The sequence below is a fragment of the Acinetobacter sp. TW_SC_4 genome (assembly GCF_054861205.1).
This window is the reverse complement of record NZ_CM142174.1, coordinates 626,592-645,803: the sequence shown is the minus strand read 5'-3', so window position 1 is coordinate 645,803 and position 19,212 is coordinate 626,592. Positions and strand designations below refer to the sequence as shown.

Genomic DNA, 19,212 nt, shown 5'->3' with positions numbered 1-19,212 from the left:
TTATGATTTTGATCTTAATGGGTTCTCTCAATATTTAACAGAATTTCTTTTTTATCCAGACCGCCTGCAAAGCCTACCAACTTACCGCTACTGCCAATCACCCGATGACAAGGTGCAATAATCGAGATCGGGTTTTTACCATTGGCAGCACCCACGGCGCGTACTGCTTTAACATTACCGACCTGTTCAGCGATTTCCCGGTAACTTCGGGTCTGTCCATAAGGAATATTCAGCAAAGCCTGCCAGACTTTTTTCTGGAAATCTGTACCAGCAAAGTCCAAAGGCAACTCAAAAACATTGCGCTGACCGGCAAAATATTCCTGAAGCTGACGCCGAGCTTCTATCAATACGGGATGCTGTGGATCTTCAACCAGAGTTGCCAACCTGACCCGATTCGGTTTTTCACAATCCCAGAGTACAGCTACCAGCGCCGTTTCATTGGCGACCAGCTGCAACTGCCCTACAGGCGAGTCCATATAAATATAACTGAGTTGCATGGCCCTACTCCTACAGAATCAAGCTTGCCAGTTTTTATTTTACTCGAAATCAGAACTGCTCAACAGCTCTTAGGAGGAGGATAATTTCATCAAAACAAGTCCGGAAATAATCAGCACCGCAGCCAGCATACGCATAGCAGAAGCAGGTTCACCTAAAACTATAACACCGACCAGAAATGAGCCAACTGCGCCAATGCCCGTCCAGATGGTATAGGCAGTCCCTAAAGGCAAAGTACGCATGGCATAGGCCAACAATACAAAACTGAGCACCATAAAAACAATCGTAAAAATACTCGGCGTGAGTTTGGTAAAACCCTCTGAGAGCTTCATAGAATAGGCCCAGACAATCTCAAATAGCCCAGCGAATACAAGTATAATCCAGGCCATATCGCCTTCCTCCTAATTAACAGGGTCAGGCCGTCCTGACGATTTTTCTTGTTGAATTTTATAAACTTAATCAACAAGGGAGGTCGTTCCCCCTAAAAAATAGACATTTTATAAAGCAAACGGTTAAACCAACCTGCCATTTACAAAATTTGACTGAAAGAGAATTAAATTAACCATGTCTTACTCAAATGCTCAGGACAACCTGAAGATTTCAGCCTATCTTAAGGAACGCCAACATGGGACATCGTGTTATGGCATTACAGAAACTTGAGTAAGAAAAACAAACAAGGGATAAATCCATATTGTTAAGTTATGCACATGAATTAAATTTAAAAATAGCGTGGAGATCTTACACAATGAAACACAAACCTAAGACCTATTGATCACTTTTTGTTTGGCTTGATTATTAACCTTTGATGAATAAACGACCACTAAAATCAAGGGCTGACATATGTAAAAAGAACTCCAATTGAGTTCTTTTTATACAAATTTTGTCTAAGATACAATCAATCAAGGTACAAACGATTACAAAATATGCAACATATCCATATGGTTATCAACATAGATATCTACACACTTATCCATAAAGTTATCCACAGATTTATGCACCTTAAACATTTTAGAGATTAAAGCTGGATTTGACCGACTTTAGCCAGCTCACTACGCATTTCATCAATCACAGCTTTATAATCCGGCTTGCCAAAAATCGCTGAACCGGCCACAAACATATCTGCACCAGCTTCTGCAATTTCACGAATATTTGCTGGTCCCACACCGCCATCTACTTCTAAGCGGATATCACGACCTGAAGCATCAATGATCTTGCGCGCCTGACGTAATTTATCCAAAGTCATTGGAATGAATTTCTGTCCACCAAAGCCAGGGTTCACACTCATTAGCAATACCTGATCAACCTTATCCAGTACATAATCCAGATAATGCAATGGTGTCGCTGGATTAAATACCAGACCGGCTTTAGCACCACCCGATTTGATCAACTGTAAAGAACGGTCAATATGATCAGATGCTTCCGGATGAAACGTAATAATATCTGCGCCTGCTTCCAGAAAGTCACCAATCATGCGATCTACAGGTTTCACCATGAGATGCACATCAATAGGTGCCTGAATACCATATTTTTTCAGTGCCTTACATACACCTGCGCCAAAGGTTAAATTGGGTACATAGTGATTATCCATAACATCGAAATGCACAACGTCTGCACCGGCCTGAAGTACATTTTCAACTTCTTCACCTAAACGGGCAAAGTCGGCAGACAAAATAGAAGGTGCAATTAAATAAGGCTTGGACATGAAAGGACCTGGCTAAGTGAAATTGGATTTTTCCCATTATATCAAATCCGCTCCGGCTACTGTGATTCGATGTTGCAAGATTAAAACGCTGTGTAACGCTTTGAGGCTTATGCCAGCATCACCGCTTGGTTTAAAGTACAGGATAATGATGAATAGTGTAGAAAACTGATGAAAAGTATTGCCCATATCCAGATGCAACAAGCTTCACGAATTGCCAAACGCCTGGCCAATCACTGGAAACATAAATTTAATATTGATGAAACCGAACAAAATTTCCTGATTCATTTTCCAAGTGCAGAAGTGAGTCTGACACCCGAGGCAGATCATCTTACCGTAATGATTCAGAGCAATGCTGATTCCACTGACCTGAATAAACTTGAAAATGTAGTGCTGGATCATCTGATCCGTATGGGACAGGAAAATCTGACTGTCGACTGGCAAAGATAAGCACTAAAAATCCTTGATAATCAAAGCATAATAATGATCAGAAGCTAAAAATGATGATTCGCCTGTTCATTAAAAGCATGAATCCGTTTAATTCTTTTATCCAGTTCGGGATGTGATTCCAGATATTTTTTAAACTTCCCGATCAGGCGAATCCATTTCAGTTCAGTTTCTGTCAGGTGCCGGTCTTTTCCATCGATATTGAGAGTGAAATTTTTCATTTTTAAGGTTTGTGATTCCTCTGCCAGTATTCTGGCATTTTTCACCCGCTGCAAAAAGTTCGACAAATGAATACTGGAGATCTGCTGTTGATGCAAATGTTGCATGGCATAATCATCCGCAGCAAGTTCAAGCGCCTGTGAATATCCCGCATCGGCGAGTACCGCTATAGATGCCGCCACCACATCACTTAAATCTCCCGTTACCAAGGCAAATAATCCTGCTGCACTCAAGTTGGAAATCACTTTTTGCATACTATGTTTTTGCACCAGATGACCTTGTTCATGTGCCAGTACTGCAAGGACTTCTTCATCTGCACCGCTGAGCTTGACCAGTTCATCGGTAACAATAATAGTATTGTTTGGAATCGCTGCTGCATTAAGCCCCATAGTTTCTCCACCTTGACGGAAAATAATCTTTGCAGGTTGCCCTACCGCAATTTTTTGTTCGTACAATTTTTTTAGACGTGCTTGATGCTCTGCGGAGAGCTTGGATGACTCAGTTTGCTCAATTAATTTCTGCTCAGTTTGATTTCCTACCTCGATCAAGGTCTGTTCGGGAAGTAATTGAGCGAGCTGCTGGGCGGTATGAGGAATCCCCAATTTAAGAATAAAAATTACCGCACATATCACGATAATCATCGAGAAGAAAATCAGGAGTGGAGAACGTTCAAATTTCCATATGGCATGATAGATTTCTTTGGATTTAATCTTCAGCCAATGCGGTGCTTTGGTCAAAAATTCAATCCGGCGATCTTCAGGCAGTTCGATAATCGGTTTACGCCCCCCGACCCCGCCAATATCGGCTTGGCATGGCAATGAAGTCAAAGCGATGTTTTTAACAATTGGGTATTACCGTAGAAATAGCGGATACGGCGTGCCTTTGCCCAAGGGCTATACAAAGTAAGCGTAATGATGGTTAACATCAGATTCACCATCCAGATTCCAAAATATTCAGTGGCACTACCATGAAATTTGAAGCTGTGTTTTTCTAGTGAAGGTGATGGCTGTCCAATCTCTGGTTCAGGCTTATTGTGCATCGTGTTCTTAACTGCAACTGGTTCTACCTGATTTTTGAATAGCAACTTATATGTCATTTTTATTATATTTATTTGATATTCATATAAAAAACTCCAAAAATATGACCTATTCTTGGAGTTTCATTGTACTTTTAAATTTGCTTCGCTTTTGCTGCTTGGCTTATGGATTTAATTGCACGGCATGGAATTGTAGGTGGTCATCTACAAAGCTTTGAATAAAATAGTAACCATGATCATAACCCTGATGTTCACGTAAGGTTAATTTCTGGTTCACGGCATCACAAGCTTGCTGAAATAACGCCGGATTCAGCTGGCTATAGAACTGATCAGAAAAACCCTGATCAATCAGGATATCGCTAAATAGTGCACCTTTTTCCTGAACCAGCGCAGTTGCATCATGCTTCAACCATTCTTCACGGTTTTCGCCCAGATAATTTGAGAATGCTTTTTCACCCCATGGACATTGGCTTGGTGCACAAATCGGTGCGAATGCTGAAACTGAACAGAATTTTTCCGGGTATTTAAAAGCCAAAGTTAAAGCACCATGTCCACCCATGGAATGACCGAAAATCCCGATCTTATCTGCCTGCACTACAAACTCTTCACACACCAGTTCATACAACTCATCGACGATAAAGCTTTCCATCTGATAATGTTCAGCCCACGGTGCTTGAGTGGCATTGATATAAAAGCCAGCGCCCTGCCCGATATCCCAGTGATCCCCTTTGGCAACATCATCTCCACGTGGTGAAGTGTCTGGTGTAATCAGAATCAGGCCAAGCTGGACAGCCAGACGCTGGGCATGTGCCTTGATTGCAAAAGTCTCTTCAGTACAGGTCAGGCCAGCTAAATAGAATAAAGCCGGGCAATTTTGGCCTTCCAGAGCTTGTGGCGGCAGGAAGATGCCAAATCTGGTTGGTTTTTTTAATATTTTAGACTCAAAGCTATAAATCCGCTGTTCACCCTCAAAGCTTCGATTATTCTGTACCAGTTCCATCATCATTCCTTTTTCTATTTTCTAAAGTTGTAGATTGGTTTATGGAGCCAAAGCGACAGACGGAGATGCTGAAGTGGTCGTCGCTGGAGGGAAAAGACGCTGTTCTAGTTGTGGCAACATCAATTCCATGTTTTTGCCAATCACCCATTGTGGTTCTGACGGTTCAAATCCCTGAGCTGCTTCCCATTTAGCCACTGTAGTCTTGGCCTGCTCAAAAGAGGCTTTCAGACTGTTATTTTCACGCATGGCCTCATCAAAGAAAGCACGACCGAAATAAGTATAGTCAGCTTCGTTCGAACAACCGAATGACTGACGGTCAGCAGCAGAAGCAGTAATGATCAAGGTATTATCATTCTGCAAAGCCGAAGCGAAACTACCTGAGAAACAGGCAGAAATAACAATCACTCGCCAGCGCACACCTGAGGCATCCAAAGTATCACGCAACCATTTTGGATCAACTGATGCCAGGTCTAGCGGTGCATTTTCCATTTCAAATTCATTTGGCAAGCCATGTGAGGTCATATACAGAAACAGCACATCACTTTCCCGGTTCATCTGCTGACCAATACGACGCAAGGCCAGTTCCATGCTGGTTTTAGAAGCAAGCGGAATTTCAGTCCGTGTTGCTGGATGATTTACCAGCATAATCGAACGGCCGAAAGTCCCAAATCGGGTATCAAACTGCTTTTTAATCCGCTCTATTTCTGAATAGAACACATCCTGATAACTGGCGCCAGCGACGCCCATGAAGTACCAGTGCGATTGTGCAAATTCGCCATATTCAATTGCATCTAGTGCCTTGTTCAGCAAGATCGGCTGAGTATAGAAAGCATCTTCAGCAAAACTTGGTGGAATTTCTTCAACTTTCCAGATGGGCTGATCTTTCACCGAAATCTGCCACACCACCAAAGTAAACAGGGTGGCCAGCATAATCAGTGCCCGTTCCCACCACGGCCATTTTAATTCACGTGAAATTACCCAGACCACAGCCAGACTTTGCCAGACAAACAGCATGACAAATAGGGTCGGAATATAGGCGTAGAAAATATAGGGTAGATAATCCAGATCCCCCAGATACTGGATCAGGCTCTGGAACAGCATGATATGTGTATCCAGCACTAGCCAGAGTAATGCAGGTACCAGCATCAGACGAGGATTATTCACCCGTTGGGACAAGAAAATCCCGACAATCAAGGCAATAAAGGGCCAAAGTGCATAACTGATCAGACCTTGAGAGTTAAAATCTCCCATGCGGCCGGAACTGAGCCAGCTAAACAGGCTATTAGCACAGCCGCCCAAAATGCCCCAGAACACCAGTTGTAGAATAGAGGGACGCACCAGTTGCAGCGAACGCCGAGATCCCAGAAATAACCACATCCCGGCAATTTGGTTGCTTTTAAAATCGTGCCAAAAATTGATGGAGGGTTTAAAGTCGATCATATGATTTCAGGGAGATGAGTGGCTCGCTAATGTGCCTAATAAGTTTATGCTTGATATAAGTTTTATCAATGCCAATTTTTAAATATATAACAAATCCTTGATCTATTTTGAAGCAATTCTCATATTAAGTAACCAGTTCATGCTGAAAATAGGCATCAAAACGGCAAGCATCACCAGACCATTGATGATTTGGCTCTTTTCCAGCTAAAAATACGGCCAAACGAGGACGTTTCACCACCACCCGCTTGCCAATTTTTTGTGCCAATTCTAAGAGATTATCTCCCAGATCCATTTCACCATCTTCAGGTAAAAGCAGATGTAATAACTGCATTTGTTTTTTCACCTGTGCCTGCTTTTTCGGTGCCTGCTGGTTCTGGTCACGTTGTGGAAACATCGGGTCCAGATAAACCACATCGACGACCGCATTCTGCTCAGCCTGTGATTTCAGATAGTCTGCAGAATCTGAAAAAACCAGATGAATCCGCTTAACCACCGAACTTAGAAAAGTATCCTTTTTCGCTCGGTGATGACTGTCTTCAAGCAGGGTAAATAAAATAGGATGTCGTTCGACCAAGGTGACCTGAGCACCCAAATGTGCCATCAACAGACTGTCATGACCTAGACCAGCTGTCGCATCGACAAGAGTCGGCTTTTCTCCCAAATTACAAGCACGAGCAATCATTTCCGATTTTAAAGAGGCACGTTTTAAGCGCCCTACTTCTGCTTGCCAATCTGGTTGCATTTTCATGCCATTGGCACAGAGCCATAGGCCGTCAGCATCAACACACAGCGCCAGTTCGGGATGTAAACGCAAGAAACGTGCATTCAGCTTTTCAATAACCTCAATGCTAACCTCTACATCACGAGAAGAAAGCACAGCCTCGAAGTGCTGTGCTTTCTCTTGATACTCAGATTCGGTATATAAGCGAATCGTGCTTACCATAATCTCCAACCTGTAAAGGCAAATAATAAAATCAGTAAACCTGAGGCAATGCGATACCAGGCAAAAACCATGAAATCACGTTTTGCCACATAGGCTACCAAGGCACGGATTAATAAAAGTGCCGAGATGAACGATACGATGATACCGACTGCCAGAACTGTCCAGTCTTCTGTGGTACTGTAAACATCATAGCTTTGATAAAGATCGAGCAGGCCTGCACCGATAATGACCGGAATCCCCAAGAAGAATGAAAATTCAGTTGCAGCCTTACGTGATACGCCAAGGAACATCGCCCCAATAATGGTCGCACCTGAACGTGAAGTTCCGGGTATTAGGGATAAGACCTGAATCAGACCAATCCAGATCGCATCTTTTACGGTCAGATCTTCAACTTCCTGGGCACGCACCTTAGGTGGATTCTTTTCAATCCAGATAATGATCAGACCACCAACGATCAAGCCAATGGCAATCGCAATATTATTGAATAGCAGCTCTTTTACGGTTTGCCCTAGGGTCAGGCCAATCAGCACAATGGGAATAGAGGCCAGAATCAGGCCAATCCCTAAACGGCGTCCTTGCGGTTCACCACTTACGATCCCAGTTGCTGCACCCCAAAGCCGTGCCCAATATTCATAAATAACCGCGGCAATTGCCCCCATCTGAATTGCGACGACAAAAACATCGCTTTTTTCTTTGGTCCAGAAATTCATTAATTCTGAAGCCAAAATCAGATGCCCAGTACTGGAAATAGGCAAAAACTCGGTAATACCTTCAATAATACCCATAATTGCTGCTTTCAGCAGCAGTAAAAGATCCATGCTTAATCCTGATTAATTATGCTTTGCCTTGTTCTGGAATTTTTTTCCATGCGTTATCACGTAAATATACCGGAAGTGCCAATTCTGCACTGACCCAATTTTCTGTTTTTGCTGCTGCACGCGCAATCATGGCAATATCCTGTGCTGTTGCACTGACATTTTTATATTCGGATGCTGTTTCTTGAACTAGATTGGCACCTGAACCCACCACAGTAAATTTAACTGCTTCAGCACCTTGTTCATAACTCAAAAGCTGTTCTTCATCAACAGCCTGCATAATCCCTTGAGCATCTAACTGATAACTGGCGACATAGACTTCATTCATCCGTGCATCCAGTACTGCAGTTACTGCAGTTAAACCATGCAAACGATATGCCGCTTGCGCCAAAGCCTGTAAAGTGGATACCGGAATTACAGGCAGATCATTTGACCAAGCCAAAGCTTGAGTTACAGCCGCATTGATACGAACACCACTAAACGATCCCGGGCCACGACTAAAGGCAATCGCTGTCAAATCAAACACAGCCCAGCCTAAATCATTGAGACCTTGTTCAATCATTGGAAGAATGGTTTGCGTTTGTGCCTTGGCGCGCGCATCAAGCTGAAAAAATAGTTCTTGAGTATCATCGATCACAGAGACGGAACACTGCTCATTGGCAGTTTCCAATGCCAGCACTTTCATGCACAACCTTAATTCAGAGAATATAAAAAACGTCGAATATAATACTCCACTCATATCTTCTAGGCGAGATTTTCCCAAGCCAGATACAAAAATGCCTAGAAAATTCTAGGCTTAACTGAGGACATTATTCAGATAACAGCCTAAAGCTGTACTTCTTCCATATCCTGAAATTTCTGGAAATGCTCAGCATAGTGCATGGCACTCATTTTCAGTTTTTGAATACTGGCATCATCTAAAGTTTTCACGACTTTGCCTGGTGAGCCCATCACCACCGAATTATCAGGAATTACTTTCCCTTCTGGAATCAGGGCATTGGCACCAATAATACAATTCTTGCCAATCACGGCATGATTTAAGATCACTGCTTGAATTCCAATCAGGCTATTATCGCCAATGGTGCAACCATGCAGCATGGCCTGATGACCAATGGTCACATAATTCCCGATGTTCATTTCAATGCCAGCATCGGTATGTAGCACTGCATTTTCCTGAACATTGGTGAAGTCACCTAAACGGATTTTGCTGTTATCGGCGCGAACGACGGCACCAAACCAGACACTCACCTGCTTGCCCAATTCGACCTGTCCAATGACTGTCGCTGTAGGTGCCACCCAACCATCCCATGGCTGATGCGTTACTTTTGGTGAATGTCCCTGAAATTGATATAACATGGCTGAAATCCTGTTCAACGGTTAAAAAATTTTGAGCGTTTAAACGCAGGTGAATTAAGTAAAAATGGCCAATCTTTTTTATAGTCCAGCCCGTACTGAAATAGTGAAATCAGCATACGTGCGGTCAGTCCCCAGACAATCTCATTTTCCACCCGCATACTTGGGAAATATAGGGACTGCTGGGCAAACCGTACTTCATAAGGCATGGGCTGAGCTTCCAGCAAATGCTGTAAGGAAGCAAAGAAAATCCGGTCAATTTCTGTCGGCTGAGGAATGAGTTGAATGGTAGGCGGAATTAAACCGACCACAGGCTTAACCAGCATCCCGTTACGTGCCTTTTGCATCGGGAGATCCCCGATCAGATGCACATCAAATGGATTAAGCGCCGTTTCCTCATACGCCTCTCTCAAAGCCACTACAATATTACTGGTATCTTGAGGGTCGCGTTTACCACCTGGAAAAGAGACTTCCCCTGCATGATTATTCATATAAGCTGAACGGCGTGTCAGCAAAACTTTGGGATCAGCTTCATCTGTGATCGCAATTAATACAGCAGCCTGTGCAGTTTGAATCCGTTTGGAAAATCGTAAATGTTTCTGCAAGCGTTGTATTAATCCCAGCTCATCCATTCATTCAGCTCCCTATGCGACTATAATTTCATCATAGCTGATTTTTGATTTGGCGGGATAGAAATGATGCCAAATTTTGATTTTTCAGTTATCCTGACCTTACTGTTATCATTGATGATGAATATGAACTTCTGTGTGAACTGTGGACATAAAACAACAGAGAAAATTCCTTTAGGCGATCAGAAGGTTCGCAAGGTTTGTACTACATGCGGATATATTCATTACATTAATCCAAAAGTGATTTGCGGTGCATTGGTGCTCTGGGAAGATAAAGTCCTGCTCTGCCGCCGTGCAATTGAACCACGTTATGGACTGTGGACCCTACCTGCCGGCTATATGGAACTGTTTGAAACCATGGAACAGGGCGCAGCTCGTGAAACCCGTGAAGAAGCCGAAGCTGAAGTGGATATTGAACAGCTGTACTGCATGTACAATATTCCGCGGATTGGCCAGATTTATGTCCTGTTCAAATCTCAACTGATTGATGGAAAATTTGGTGCAGGTGAAGAAACCATTGAAGCACGTTTATTTAACGAAGATGAAATTCCCTGGAGTGAACTGGCTTTCCCGAGTGTAGAGCATACGCTTCGTCATTATTTTGAAGACCGTAAAACCAATAATTTCCCGATGCACCTAGAGACCTTGGGTACTCGTTTGGATCACACAGGTTAAAATGTCTTTTTATAAAAAAGCCCATCAAATGATGGGCTTTTTTCATTATTTTGTTTTGATGCTATAACAATCCGCTAATTTAAATGAAATACTTCCACCACTTAGCTTGGCCAGATTGGTCTCCTGCGTCGTTTCATCAGTATTATTGTTATTATAAACTTTCTGGAAGCTGGCATAAGTATTCGCCCAACCTACGCTTTCTCCAGCTGAGTTGGTAAAGCCCACACGACTGGTTCCATTCAGTACATTAGATAAATTGAGTAATGCCCCACCAATCACAATCTTATCATCTGTATTGGTTGAAGCCTGAATAGTGGAGTTCATACCTACTAGGGCACCATTTAATGAACCAAATACAGGATCAGCGAAGACCAGTCGCATAGATACTGTTTTTTCATCTATAAATGCACGGCCTAAGGTACCGAGACGATATTGTTGAACGCCGTTATTGTCTTTAAGTCCAGCCGGCAAAATATCTCCCTGGCAACCATTAATGCTATCAGTTGCAAGATTGCTTGCGGACTGCATATTGGTACGCACATCACCATTACTATCAATCACAACACCCACTGTAACAGGACTAATTGAGTTTTCGCTAAATTTAAACTCCATGTTGCCATACATTGGGAAAATATATTCTTCACCTGGCTCTACATTTTCAGCTGTTCTAAAAACTTGACGATCCAGATAGCTGATCGGGAAAATTTTATAAAGATCAATTGAGCCACTATAGTTGTCATCATCGGCATTAAAACGCCATAAGCCAAGACTGGCACGATCAGCATCGCTGAGTTCAGTTTTACCTGTAGCCATCTTATAAAATGCTTCTTTACCGGCAATCACATAATCGCTCAGCAAACGACCTTGGTAAATTTCTAATGGATTGCTGTTGTTGGCCACATTCATTTTATATGGTGCATTTGATGAAAGCATTCTCGTGGCAGGGCTAATCCAGCTGGTTTGCGGTACTGCAGTAATTTGCTGTGGTTTGATTTTACGGATCAATTCCGCATTAATGCCACCCAAAGATCCCAGATTATTGGAGCCCAGTTTTAGCTGAGTGTCACGCCACTGTAGTCCACTGCCGAAGGTATAACCCTGGCGGTCTGTAATCAGGATAAAATGTCCAAATAAATATTTAGTCGTTTTATCTTTAATGTCACATACAGATTTATTACAACCCGCCAGACCATCAGAACCAGTCAAGTTACTACTAATAATGCCTGAAGTTGAGAACAGAGAAAATTCCGGTTGATATACTGCTGCACTGGCAATATTGGCCAGTTTTTTTACGACTTCAAAGGCCTGATCATCACTAATCTGGCTAATATCAATAAAAGGTTTAAGGGTTTCTGCCAAATTTGCATCTGTCAGGCTGATATCTTTATTATTAATTTTGCCCAGATTCTTTCGCATATCCTCTGTGATATACAAGGGCTGTACATCCGTCGGATTATAGATACGGCCTTTTTCCAGTGCCAAGGTCTGCCAGATTTTCACCAGTTTCATCGCCACCTGTACGGTTGGATCTGTCTGTTCGATTCTGGCAATGTTACGACCGGTAATTCCCTTGGCAATATCAAGTACACTTAGTCGGGGTAATTGGCTCGATGTACTGAGGTTCATATATTCAGAGAGCTTGACAGTACCCAATTTGATTTTGGTATCACTAAAACTTTTTAGATAAAATTCGATACTATCTGCTTTTTGACAAGTGCCTGACGCCACCCCATCATTTTGGTCAAATAAAGTAATGAAGGTATTTTCTTTATCACCACTACAATTAAAGTTAAGACCATCAATTGGATATTCAAGCCCCCATTCCAGACAATTCGTTGCAGTAGCAGAGCAGGAACCATTCGTGGTGGCTTCATCATTTTGTTCTGGTATAACATTCGCACTTTCACCTCCGCATCCGCTGAGGGCGGCAAATAAAGCAGTGAAAGCAAATGGATATAATATTTTATTTTTCATCTTATTCTACTCGAATCGTCCTTATCGAATGGCGACTAGTTTTAGTTGTCCATAATTTGTCAGCATCTTGTCTTCAACATCTATGGCTGAAGCGAGTGGGGTCATTAATATATATTGGCTTTGCGCAGGAATCTGAATAATTCCCTGTATCTTCTCATGTTGAATAATATTGGCTTGTGCTTCCTGATTTTTGAAACCGCCCGCCCCTTCTAAAACACAGCCTCGTTCATCCAGAAATACAACAAATGGCCAGTAATAGGCAGGATTGTTCTGACGGGAAGCATAAGACTGAATCTGAATATTTTTAATATCAGATTTTAGCTTCACAATTTCATAATCAAACTCATCTGATTTCAGTGGTGCCCGTGGCCACAGATTAATGGATTTACCTGCACTAATCTCTTTCGCATTCTTAACTTTTTTATCTTTAAAACACTGCTTACCTAAGCTTTCTACAGATTCAGGCTGAGAAATACGGTAGTAGGTTTGGGCCAGTACGACTGGACCAGAATCTACAGCAGGTTGTTGAAACAAGGATTTTATAATCGACTGTCCCACTCCTTTTTCACGCTCAATCGTCTGTACACGTGTTGACCCAATATTTTTATCAACTATCCCTTCAGGCATACTGTAGAAACGTTTTTTACCTTCCAGATTAAATTCTTTATTTTCCAGATATTCACTATCCACATATTCCACCCCTTCAATCTGACTGAAACCCTGTTTTTGAACAGGATCAGGTACTGCCTGAATGACAGGTTCAGAGGTTTGAGGCTGTGTCACTGGTGGTAAGTATTGCGGTAATTTAGACTCAACGTGTTTAGTTGGTTGTACTGGTTGTACTGGTTGTACTGGTTGTACTGGTTGTACTGGTTGTACTGGTTGTACTGGTTGTACTGGTTGTACTGGTTGTACTGGTTGTACTGGTTGTACTGGTTGTACTGGTTGTACTGGTTGTACTGGTTGTACTGGTTGTACTGGTTGTACTGGTTGTACTGGTTGTACAACCATATTATTTTTTTGCTGAACTGTTGCCACACTTTTTTCGACTATCTTTGGCTCGGATTTTTTCAGATCCTGTGCAGTAGATGTAACGGGTGTAACTAATTTTTTCGGAGTAGTGGCCGCTTGGTTTTTTGTTGTTTCTTTCTGCTCATTATTTTGACGTGGCACAACTAATGGTCGCCCATCGGGCCCAATGATCGTAATAAACTCTCTGGCATTTGTATAAAAAGACCATGGTACCAGACTTAATGCCAGTACCATTTTTATCCCTAAGTTCCCTGTTCTGATCATTTCTTCCTTACCAATGGGTGCGATAGTTCAAACCTAAAATTGTGATCTTGGTATCTGTTTTGACATTCAAGCCTGCATATGGATTCAGTAACAGGTTATTTACCCCGGTCTGGTTCGCTAGGCTACTGGTATTTGCTGGAATATTATCTTTACTGCGTAAGAAACCAATAGATAGATCCAGATCCGTATCTGCGTCAAAACGGTAGCCCACTCCTAAACCAAATAGCTGTGCACCATTAATCGGTACCATGGTATTGCGTTTATCTTTTGGAATGGCACTGGTACGTGGTTCATAACCAGCACGAAGTTTTAGTCGGTCAGTTGCTGAATACTCTACTCCAATCCCGAAGTTCCATGGCGACTCAAACCTAAGCGGTAATGCAAGTGAAGATTCCGTTACATTGGCAGATAACAGTTTGGCAATCTTCAAGGCAGACAGGGTACGGTCGAACTCAAACTTGAATTGGTCCCAAGCAGCATAATCTGTCCAGCCAATATCAAAATTGACTTGTAGATCTGGCATTACCTTATATTTAATCCCCGCCTGAAAGTGAGCTGGGTATTCGAAATCCATGGAAACCAGACCCGATTCACTTGAAGGGATATAATTTGGAAAACCAAGAATTGCAGCTAAAATCTGGCCAGTTGGGGAGGTCATCAGACCTTTAATCATTTCCTGTGGTGCTTTGGCATTATCGATATGATATTTACCTTTTAAGCGCATTTTGGCAGCACTCTGGTAAACCATACCAAAACTGAAATCTTCAGTTGGTTCCCATAGAACACCTAGGTTATAGCTTGGACTTAAATTTTGTTCTAATGAAAGTTGCATTTGGCCAAATTTACCAAATGGGTTCATTCCTTCATCAGCATTACAGATCCCAAGCAACAATATGTCAGTAATAATGTCAGAATTTTCTTTAAATGGTGTACATACGACTTCATCAATCATACGTAACATGCCAATCAACTCATTGGGAAAACGTAAATCTGTTTTCATGGCAATGGCTTGATAAGACATCCCGATTGAAGCACCAATCGAAAGCTGGTCATTGACTTCATAACCAATGGATGGAGATAAATATGTAATCCGCTCTAAAGCAACCTGTTGTCCCATAAAATTGGCCGGATTACCATCTTCATGGCCAAAACCTGCAACTAGTGGTGCATAGACTGCAGTTGCATAAGTTGCTTTAGAACCTGGTGGTTTATAAGAGACCCCCATGGTAGGTGCTGCCATTGGGAGGCCTTCCCCCAAATCCACCATTTTTTTCAGAATAGGTACGTAGAGGCTGACATACTCTACATCACCCTTAACCAGACCTTTAAAATCTGTACATAAATCAGAAGATACTTCAGGCCCATCATTACAGACCATTGGATCATCTGAATAACCAAAAACGTTATATCCAGCAGGAACAGTAAATTCACGCTGAATATCAAAGTTCGCAACAATAATTTGCTGTTCGGTCTGTAAGCCCTCAATCTTAGCCAATGCAGCCGGGTTAAAGTGAATTGCATTCACTCCTGGCGGATCTGCAGTAACCGCGTTCCCCATAGACAATGCACGCAGGTCAACAGAAAGGTTGGTCCCTAATTGTGCAAAGGTATAACTTGAACAGCCCGCAAGAATAATTCCTGTTAATAACGGGCTAAGTCGAATGTTTTTCATACGACACCCCTATTAACTGAATTTCTTACCGAAACCTAAAATATCAAGTGGGAATGAAAGTCCCAGTGAAACATCTGGTGCATCTTCGGTCAGCCCCAATCCGACCGTACCATTTACAATGGTTTCTGGGGATACACGCACCCCTAAAGAAATCGCAAAAGTCGAGCTAGTCTGATCAGCGGCTGAATAGCTTTCACCCGTGTGATACTTAAATTCGGCACCAGTATTAAAGCTTTGCTGATATGACATAGTCATGGAAACATCATAGTTAAATGAATAAGCGAAACCGAAAGCAAAACCACCACTAATACCTGGTTCAAACTCTTCAATAATTCGTGTACCGCGACGCTGATCTAAGCCAGATTCCTTAAACCCATAATTTGCAGAAACTGAGGCAAACAGCACCACCGGGTCAATATATTTACGTGTACTCGCCCCCACACCGGCTGAGTAATATCCTTTACCTGCAGCCAGATCTTTTGCTGCATTAATTTCATATGGGCTATCACCTGTTTTAGTCGACAAATTGGCAAATAAAATAAGTGGTAAACGACCTGCTTTTAAAGGGAATGGCTCCCAACGTGCACCTAGACTAATATCCCCTAATCCTGCTGTAGAGGTATCTTTTAATAAATCTGTTTTAGCCACCAAAGGTAAGGAAGCTGTTAAGGTCAGATTATCTTTCACCCCGTACTGAAAAGTGAAAGTATTGGTCAGGCTATGTGTTGCATTTTCCTGAACACGGAGCTGATACAGCTGGCCCTGTGCCATTTCCATATCGAGTTGTGTATCTCGATAATAGGTATAATCAATATCGTAATAGGATGAAATTTCGCCTTGTTTAATAAGTGAGTATTGACGCTCATTTGAAGTAAATACTTCTTCTAGACTTGCTTCCTGAGTAGCATCTCCTTCTTTTTTCTGTAAGGCTTGAGATGCATCTACTGCTTGAGTGGCTGGAGCTTCAACAGGTGCAGCTGTTTCAACAACAGCTTCTTCCTGAACGGTTTCATATTCTCCCAGTTCAGGCTCTGCTACAGCTTGAATTGCTGCTGGTTCAGGCTGAATATCAATGGATGCAGCAGTCTCGACTACTTCTTCCTCAACCGTTTCATACTCACCCAGTTCAGGCTCATCCGCAGCCCATGCCACTCCCATAACCATCTGAATGCTGAGCGCCAAGAATGTCTTGTTCATCCATTTACTGTTCATATCCATTTCACCATTTTTAATTTTTCTATAGCCATCTTTTCGTTTTATTTATTCTTGTAATAAAGTCTGAGAAAATTATATTGATATTCCCCAAATTTTTCTGAATCTACATTACGGTTACGATCCATACGGATAGTCGATGCTTTATCGGCAATTTTATCCATATAGAACTGTGGATACTGCATATCAACTAAAGCATAGCGGTTAATGGTTGCATCTTCGACATGACGCATATCCGAATCTTTTAATGCCAAAAAGTTTTTTCGATATTGTTCAGGGACATTAATTAAATATAAAGTATTGTTTTCCCAAACTTCCTTAAATCGCTGTTCATCAAAACTGATATTACCCAGTGCTGGATCGGCAACATACACCCGTCCATTTTTATAAGCTTTGTACACGACAAAATGTTTAAATCCTGCATAGGAAATAGGAACAATGGCGGGTTGTCCCTGTTTAACCAGATCTTCAAATTCTCCGCGATAGCCACCACTTTCCAGGCCTAAGGCAGCAACAAAACGCTTCATATCAAGAAGGGAAAAGCTACGACGTTCGATGATTTTATCCGTTTCACCAAATTTCATTAGGCCATTCATGACTTGCTGCTCATCCAGCCGAGTACCTACATAGCCATTTAATAAAGTCGTAAGTGCTGCTGAACCACAACTATAATCATAAGCCTGACGCACAATTCCCTGAAACTGGTCTAACAGTGCAGGTTTGACTTCCACATGTTCGCGGTGCATACGTACGAAAGAATCATTTCTTGAATCAAGAACTTCAGTATAGTGAACAGCGCCTGGTGGCTGTTTTTTAATATCCAGAGCTTCTTTGGCAGCGTAATACATCAATGCCGAGCCCAATGCAATCTCTAACATATTTTTTTACTTTTCTTATCATTGGCATGATGTGCCTAATTTTTCTTTTTATAGAGTCTTCACTCTACTTCCCTGTAACTAGAAAGATACCTTCTTTTTCAAAAAAATACAGTCTTTTTTTATTTTTTTAGATAGATGTTGTAGTCATAAAAAAAGCGCGTGTAAACACGCGCTTTTTTAAGGTAAGAATTAGTGACCAGAAATGGTAATAATTGCACCTTTTGCATATTGGTTAGGTCCCGGGCTAAAGTAAGTTTGCAGACCTTGGATTTCCATATCACCAATTGATGCTGCATTTTGGCTACCTAGGTGAATACCTTTCACATAGTTATCATGTGCACCACTTGTACTCACAATACGAATGAAACCATCGTTTGCAGTTGATTCGCCAAATACACTGATGCTTTGGTTCAATGTCAAATCTTTAGTACCAGCATCGGTTAACTTGATGCTTTCAATGAAGATTTCACCTGGGCCTGAGGTGTTTACACCTGCAGCAACTTGTCCACCAGTCGTTGAATTATCGAAAATACCCAAATCTGTAATTGTTAAGCCGCCAGTCATTGTTGCATTCAACTTAATCATTGCACCCTGTGGAGCAGCACCTAATTGAATATTGGCAGACATTGGACCTGTTTTAAATGATAGGCCAGATAAAATCGCATTTTCCTTACCAGCACCACCACGGCGAATACTAGTAGCTGAAGCTAAACCACTTTCATAATCTGTAAGAGATGAAGCTGATCCCACAACCCCAATTTCACCGATGTTAATATCTAAACCAGATACTTCAGCGGCAATGTTGATAAACGGGTTACCAGCACCAGCATCTGAGTCAATGGTTAAATCTGCAAGGTTACGTGAAGCTAGTAAATACGCACCATTGTCATCGTAGTTTGCACCAATTACGATACCATTAGTTGCTGTTCTACCCTTACCATTCGCTTTGATATAGATCGCACCTGCTTCACCAGTACCCCCCACAATACCATTAGCAGCCTCTCCAGGGCGAAGAACAGCTCCATCATTATTATAAATTTCAATAACACCCGCTTTTGCAGTAGAATCTTCAGCTAAACCATCATTATCATGGATAAATAGTTTTTCAATTTCAATTTTTGAAATACCGATACCGATTTTCAAACCGTCCTGACCTGTAGTCGCGCTTAGAGATGCATCGTCCAGTGATTGCATCGCCATTGCGTTTGCACTAAAAGCAACTGAAGCAGCTAAAGCCAATTTTGTGAATTTTTTCATTGTTTACTCTCCCAAGAGTACTATTTTTTTGGTTGTGAATCACTCAGTGCTGACGTTGTGTTTTTTATTTTCTGACAACGCAAAGCATCTTTCCTTGAGTAATTTTGCTCGCCCACTTAACTTAACGTCGAGTCATATTTTGATCAACTGTCGTTGGTCGCAATATTGAGCT

19 protein-coding genes and 1 pseudogene are annotated in these 19,212 nt (G+C 41.9%); 2 read left to right on the top strand and 18 right to left on the bottom strand.

Annotated elements, in window-relative coordinates; translation table 11 throughout:
* Positions 1-14: 14 nt before the first annotated feature.
* The 3 genes from ACWM1W_RS03090 to rpe form a co-directional block, all read right to left on the bottom strand.
* Positions 15-497 carry a methylated-DNA--[protein]-cysteine S-methyltransferase gene (locus tag ACWM1W_RS03090; RefSeq protein ID WP_034170626.1) on the bottom strand — a complete coding sequence of 161 codons (483 nt, stop codon included), beginning with the start codon at positions 495-497 and terminating at the stop codon, positions 15-17.
* Positions 498-566: 69 nt separating this feature from the next.
* Complete coding sequence (gene sugE, locus ACWM1W_RS03085; RefSeq protein WP_034170625.1) at positions 567-884, bottom strand: quaternary ammonium compound efflux SMR transporter SugE; 318 nt, start codon at positions 882-884, stop codon at positions 567-569.
* Positions 885-1,510: 626 nt separating this feature from the next.
* Positions 1,511-2,197: a ribulose-phosphate 3-epimerase gene (gene rpe / locus ACWM1W_RS03080; protein ID WP_034170624.1), complete on the bottom strand. Its 687-nt coding sequence runs from the start codon at positions 2,195-2,197 to the stop codon at positions 1,511-1,513.
* Positions 2,198-2,365: 168 nt separating this feature from the next.
* Here rpe and ACWM1W_RS03075 point away from each other — a divergent pair, with 168 nt between their 5' ends.
* Positions 2,366-2,644 carry a DUF2218 domain-containing protein gene (locus ACWM1W_RS03075; protein ID WP_034170623.1) on the top strand — a complete coding sequence of 93 codons (279 nt, stop codon included), beginning with the start codon at positions 2,366-2,368 and terminating at the stop codon, positions 2,642-2,644.
* Between the two features lie 44 nt (positions 2,645-2,688).
* On the opposite strand, the gene ACWM1W_RS03070 is transcribed toward ACWM1W_RS03075, so the two are convergent.
* The 9 genes and pseudogenes from ACWM1W_RS03070 to ACWM1W_RS03030 form a co-directional block, all read right to left on the bottom strand.
* Positions 2,689-3,687, bottom strand: a complete 999-nt coding sequence (locus ACWM1W_RS03070; RefSeq protein ID WP_375725904.1) for a M48 family metallopeptidase — start codon at positions 3,685-3,687, stop codon at positions 2,689-2,691.
* Positions 3,647-3,899, bottom strand: a pseudogene (locus ACWM1W_RS03065) (DUF898 family protein); the annotation flags it as partial. The gene ACWM1W_RS03070 and the pseudogene ACWM1W_RS03065, both read right to left, overlap by 41 nt.
* A 160-nt stretch (positions 3,900-4,059) precedes the next feature.
* A complete protein-coding gene (fghA, locus tag ACWM1W_RS03060; protein WP_375725903.1) occupies positions 4,060-4,896 on the bottom strand; it encodes an S-formylglutathione hydrolase in 837 nt (278 codons plus the stop codon).
* 39 nt (positions 4,897-4,935) lie between these two features.
* Positions 4,936-6,336 carry a C13 family peptidase gene (locus ACWM1W_RS03055; protein ID WP_034170620.1) on the bottom strand — a complete coding sequence of 467 codons (1,401 nt, stop codon included), beginning with the start codon at positions 6,334-6,336 and terminating at the stop codon, positions 4,936-4,938.
* 124 nt (positions 6,337-6,460) lie between these two features.
* Positions 6,461-7,279 carry a class I SAM-dependent methyltransferase gene (locus ACWM1W_RS03050; protein ID WP_034170619.1) on the bottom strand — a complete coding sequence of 273 codons (819 nt, stop codon included), beginning with the start codon at positions 7,277-7,279 and terminating at the stop codon, positions 6,461-6,463.
* Positions 7,273-8,097 carry an undecaprenyl-diphosphate phosphatase gene (locus tag ACWM1W_RS03045; RefSeq protein ID WP_034170618.1) on the bottom strand — a complete coding sequence of 275 codons (825 nt, stop codon included), beginning with the start codon at positions 8,095-8,097 and terminating at the stop codon, positions 7,273-7,275. Before ACWM1W_RS03045 ends, ACWM1W_RS03050 begins: the two co-directional genes overlap by 7 nt.
* A 16-nt stretch (positions 8,098-8,113) precedes the next feature.
* Positions 8,114-8,779: a tRNA (adenosine(37)-N6)-threonylcarbamoyltransferase complex dimerization subunit type 1 TsaB gene (gene tsaB / locus ACWM1W_RS03040; RefSeq protein WP_034170617.1), complete on the bottom strand. Its 666-nt coding sequence runs from the start codon at positions 8,777-8,779 to the stop codon at positions 8,114-8,116.
* 140 nt (positions 8,780-8,919) lie between these two features.
* Positions 8,920-9,450 (bottom strand): gamma carbonic anhydrase family protein, encoded by a 531-nt coding sequence (locus ACWM1W_RS03035; protein WP_034170616.1) that lies wholly within the window; start codon positions 9,448-9,450, stop codon positions 8,920-8,922.
* A gap of 14 nt (positions 9,451-9,464) precedes the next feature.
* The gene (locus ACWM1W_RS03030) at positions 9,465-10,079 is read right to left on the bottom strand and encodes a CoA pyrophosphatase (RefSeq protein WP_004783401.1); all 615 of its coding nucleotides are present in this window, start codon (positions 10,077-10,079) and stop codon (positions 9,465-9,467) included.
* Positions 10,080-10,202: 123 nt separating this feature from the next.
* Between ACWM1W_RS03030 and ACWM1W_RS03025 the strand changes: the two genes are divergently transcribed.
* Complete coding sequence (locus ACWM1W_RS03025) at positions 10,203-10,751, top strand: NUDIX hydrolase (protein ID WP_122959126.1); 549 nt, start codon at positions 10,203-10,205, stop codon at positions 10,749-10,751.
* Positions 10,752-10,796: 45 nt separating this feature from the next.
* On the opposite strand, the gene filF is transcribed toward ACWM1W_RS03025, so the two are convergent.
* The 6 genes from filF to filA form a co-directional block, all read right to left on the bottom strand.
* Positions 10,797-12,725, bottom strand: coding sequence for a putative pilus system protein FilF (gene filF / locus ACWM1W_RS03020; protein ID WP_375725902.1), 1,929 nt, complete (start codon positions 12,723-12,725; stop codon positions 10,797-10,799).
* Positions 12,726-12,746: 21 nt separating this feature from the next.
* A complete protein-coding gene (gene filE, locus ACWM1W_RS03015; protein ID WP_461603300.1) occupies positions 12,747-14,021 on the bottom strand; it encodes a putative pilus assembly protein FilE in 1,275 nt (424 codons plus the stop codon).
* Between the two features lie 7 nt (positions 14,022-14,028).
* Entirely contained in the window at positions 14,029-15,693 is a 1,665-nt protein-coding gene (filD, locus tag ACWM1W_RS03010) for a putative pilus system OmpP1/FadL family transporter FilD (protein WP_375725900.1), read from the bottom strand.
* 12 nt (positions 15,694-15,705) lie between these two features.
* A complete protein-coding gene (gene filC / locus ACWM1W_RS03005) occupies positions 15,706-16,911 on the bottom strand; it encodes a putative pilus system protein FilC (RefSeq protein ID WP_214001560.1) in 1,206 nt (401 codons plus the stop codon).
* A 38-nt stretch (positions 16,912-16,949) separates the two neighbouring features.
* On the bottom strand, positions 16,950-17,783 hold the full coding sequence (gene filB, locus ACWM1W_RS03000) for a putative pilus system C39 family peptidase FilB (RefSeq protein ID WP_005234137.1): 834 nt from the start codon (positions 17,781-17,783) through the stop codon (positions 16,950-16,952).
* 189 nt (positions 17,784-17,972) lie between these two features.
* Positions 17,973-19,040 (bottom strand): putative pilus system protein FilA, encoded by a 1,068-nt coding sequence (gene filA / locus ACWM1W_RS02995; protein WP_214001562.1) that lies wholly within the window; start codon positions 19,038-19,040, stop codon positions 17,973-17,975.
* Between the last annotated feature and the right edge of the window lie 172 nt (positions 19,041-19,212).

Bases quoted from the DNA above. Each gene is read 5' to 3' on its own strand.
- ACWM1W_RS03090 (WP_034170626.1), bottom strand. From the start codon at position 497: ATGCAACTCAGTTATATTTATATGGACTCGCCTGTAGGGCAGTTGCAG.
- sugE (WP_034170625.1), bottom strand. From the start codon at position 884: ATGGCCTGGATTATACTTGTATTCGCTGGGCTATTTGAGATTGTCTGG.
- rpe (WP_034170624.1), bottom strand. From the start codon at position 2,197: ATGTCCAAGCCTTATTTAATTGCACCTTCTATTTTGTCTGCCGACTTT.
- ACWM1W_RS03075 (WP_034170623.1), top strand. From the start codon at position 2,366: ATGAAAAGTATTGCCCATATCCAGATGCAACAAGCTTCACGAATTGCC.
- fghA (WP_375725903.1), bottom strand. From the start codon at position 4,896: ATGGAACTGGTACAGAATAATCGAAGCTTTGAGGGTGAACAGCGGATT.
- ACWM1W_RS03055 (WP_034170620.1), bottom strand. From the start codon at position 6,336: ATGATCGACTTTAAACCCTCCATCAATTTTTGGCACGATTTTAAAAGC.
- ACWM1W_RS03050 (WP_034170619.1), bottom strand. From the start codon at position 7,279: ATGGTAAGCACGATTCGCTTATATACCGAATCTGAGTATCAAGAGAAA.
- ACWM1W_RS03045 (WP_034170618.1), bottom strand. From the start codon at position 8,097: ATGGATCTTTTACTGCTGCTGAAAGCAGCAATTATGGGTATTATTGAA.
- tsaB (WP_034170617.1), bottom strand. From the start codon at position 8,779: ATGAAAGTGCTGGCATTGGAAACTGCCAATGAGCAGTGTTCCGTCTCT.
- ACWM1W_RS03035 (WP_034170616.1), bottom strand. From the start codon at position 9,450: ATGTTATATCAATTTCAGGGACATTCACCAAAAGTAACGCATCAGCCA.
- ACWM1W_RS03030 (WP_004783401.1), bottom strand. From the start codon at position 10,079: ATGGATGAGCTGGGATTAATACAACGCTTGCAGAAACATTTACGATTT.
- ACWM1W_RS03025 (WP_122959126.1), top strand. From the start codon at position 10,203: ATGAACTTCTGTGTGAACTGTGGACATAAAACAACAGAGAAAATTCCT.
- filF (WP_375725902.1), bottom strand. From the start codon at position 12,725: ATGAAAAATAAAATATTATATCCATTTGCTTTCACTGCTTTATTTGCC.
- filE (WP_461603300.1), bottom strand. From the start codon at position 14,021: ATGATCAGAACAGGGAACTTAGGGATAAAAATGGTACTGGCATTAAGT.
- filD (WP_375725900.1), bottom strand. From the start codon at position 15,693: ATGAAAAACATTCGACTTAGCCCGTTATTAACAGGAATTATTCTTGCG.
- filC (WP_214001560.1), bottom strand. From the start codon at position 16,911: ATGGATATGAACAGTAAATGGATGAACAAGACATTCTTGGCGCTCAGC.
- filB (WP_005234137.1), bottom strand. From the start codon at position 17,783: ATGTTAGAGATTGCATTGGGCTCGGCATTGATGTATTACGCTGCCAAA.
- filA (WP_214001562.1), bottom strand. From the start codon at position 19,040: ATGAAAAAATTCACAAAATTGGCTTTAGCTGCTTCAGTTGCTTTTAGT.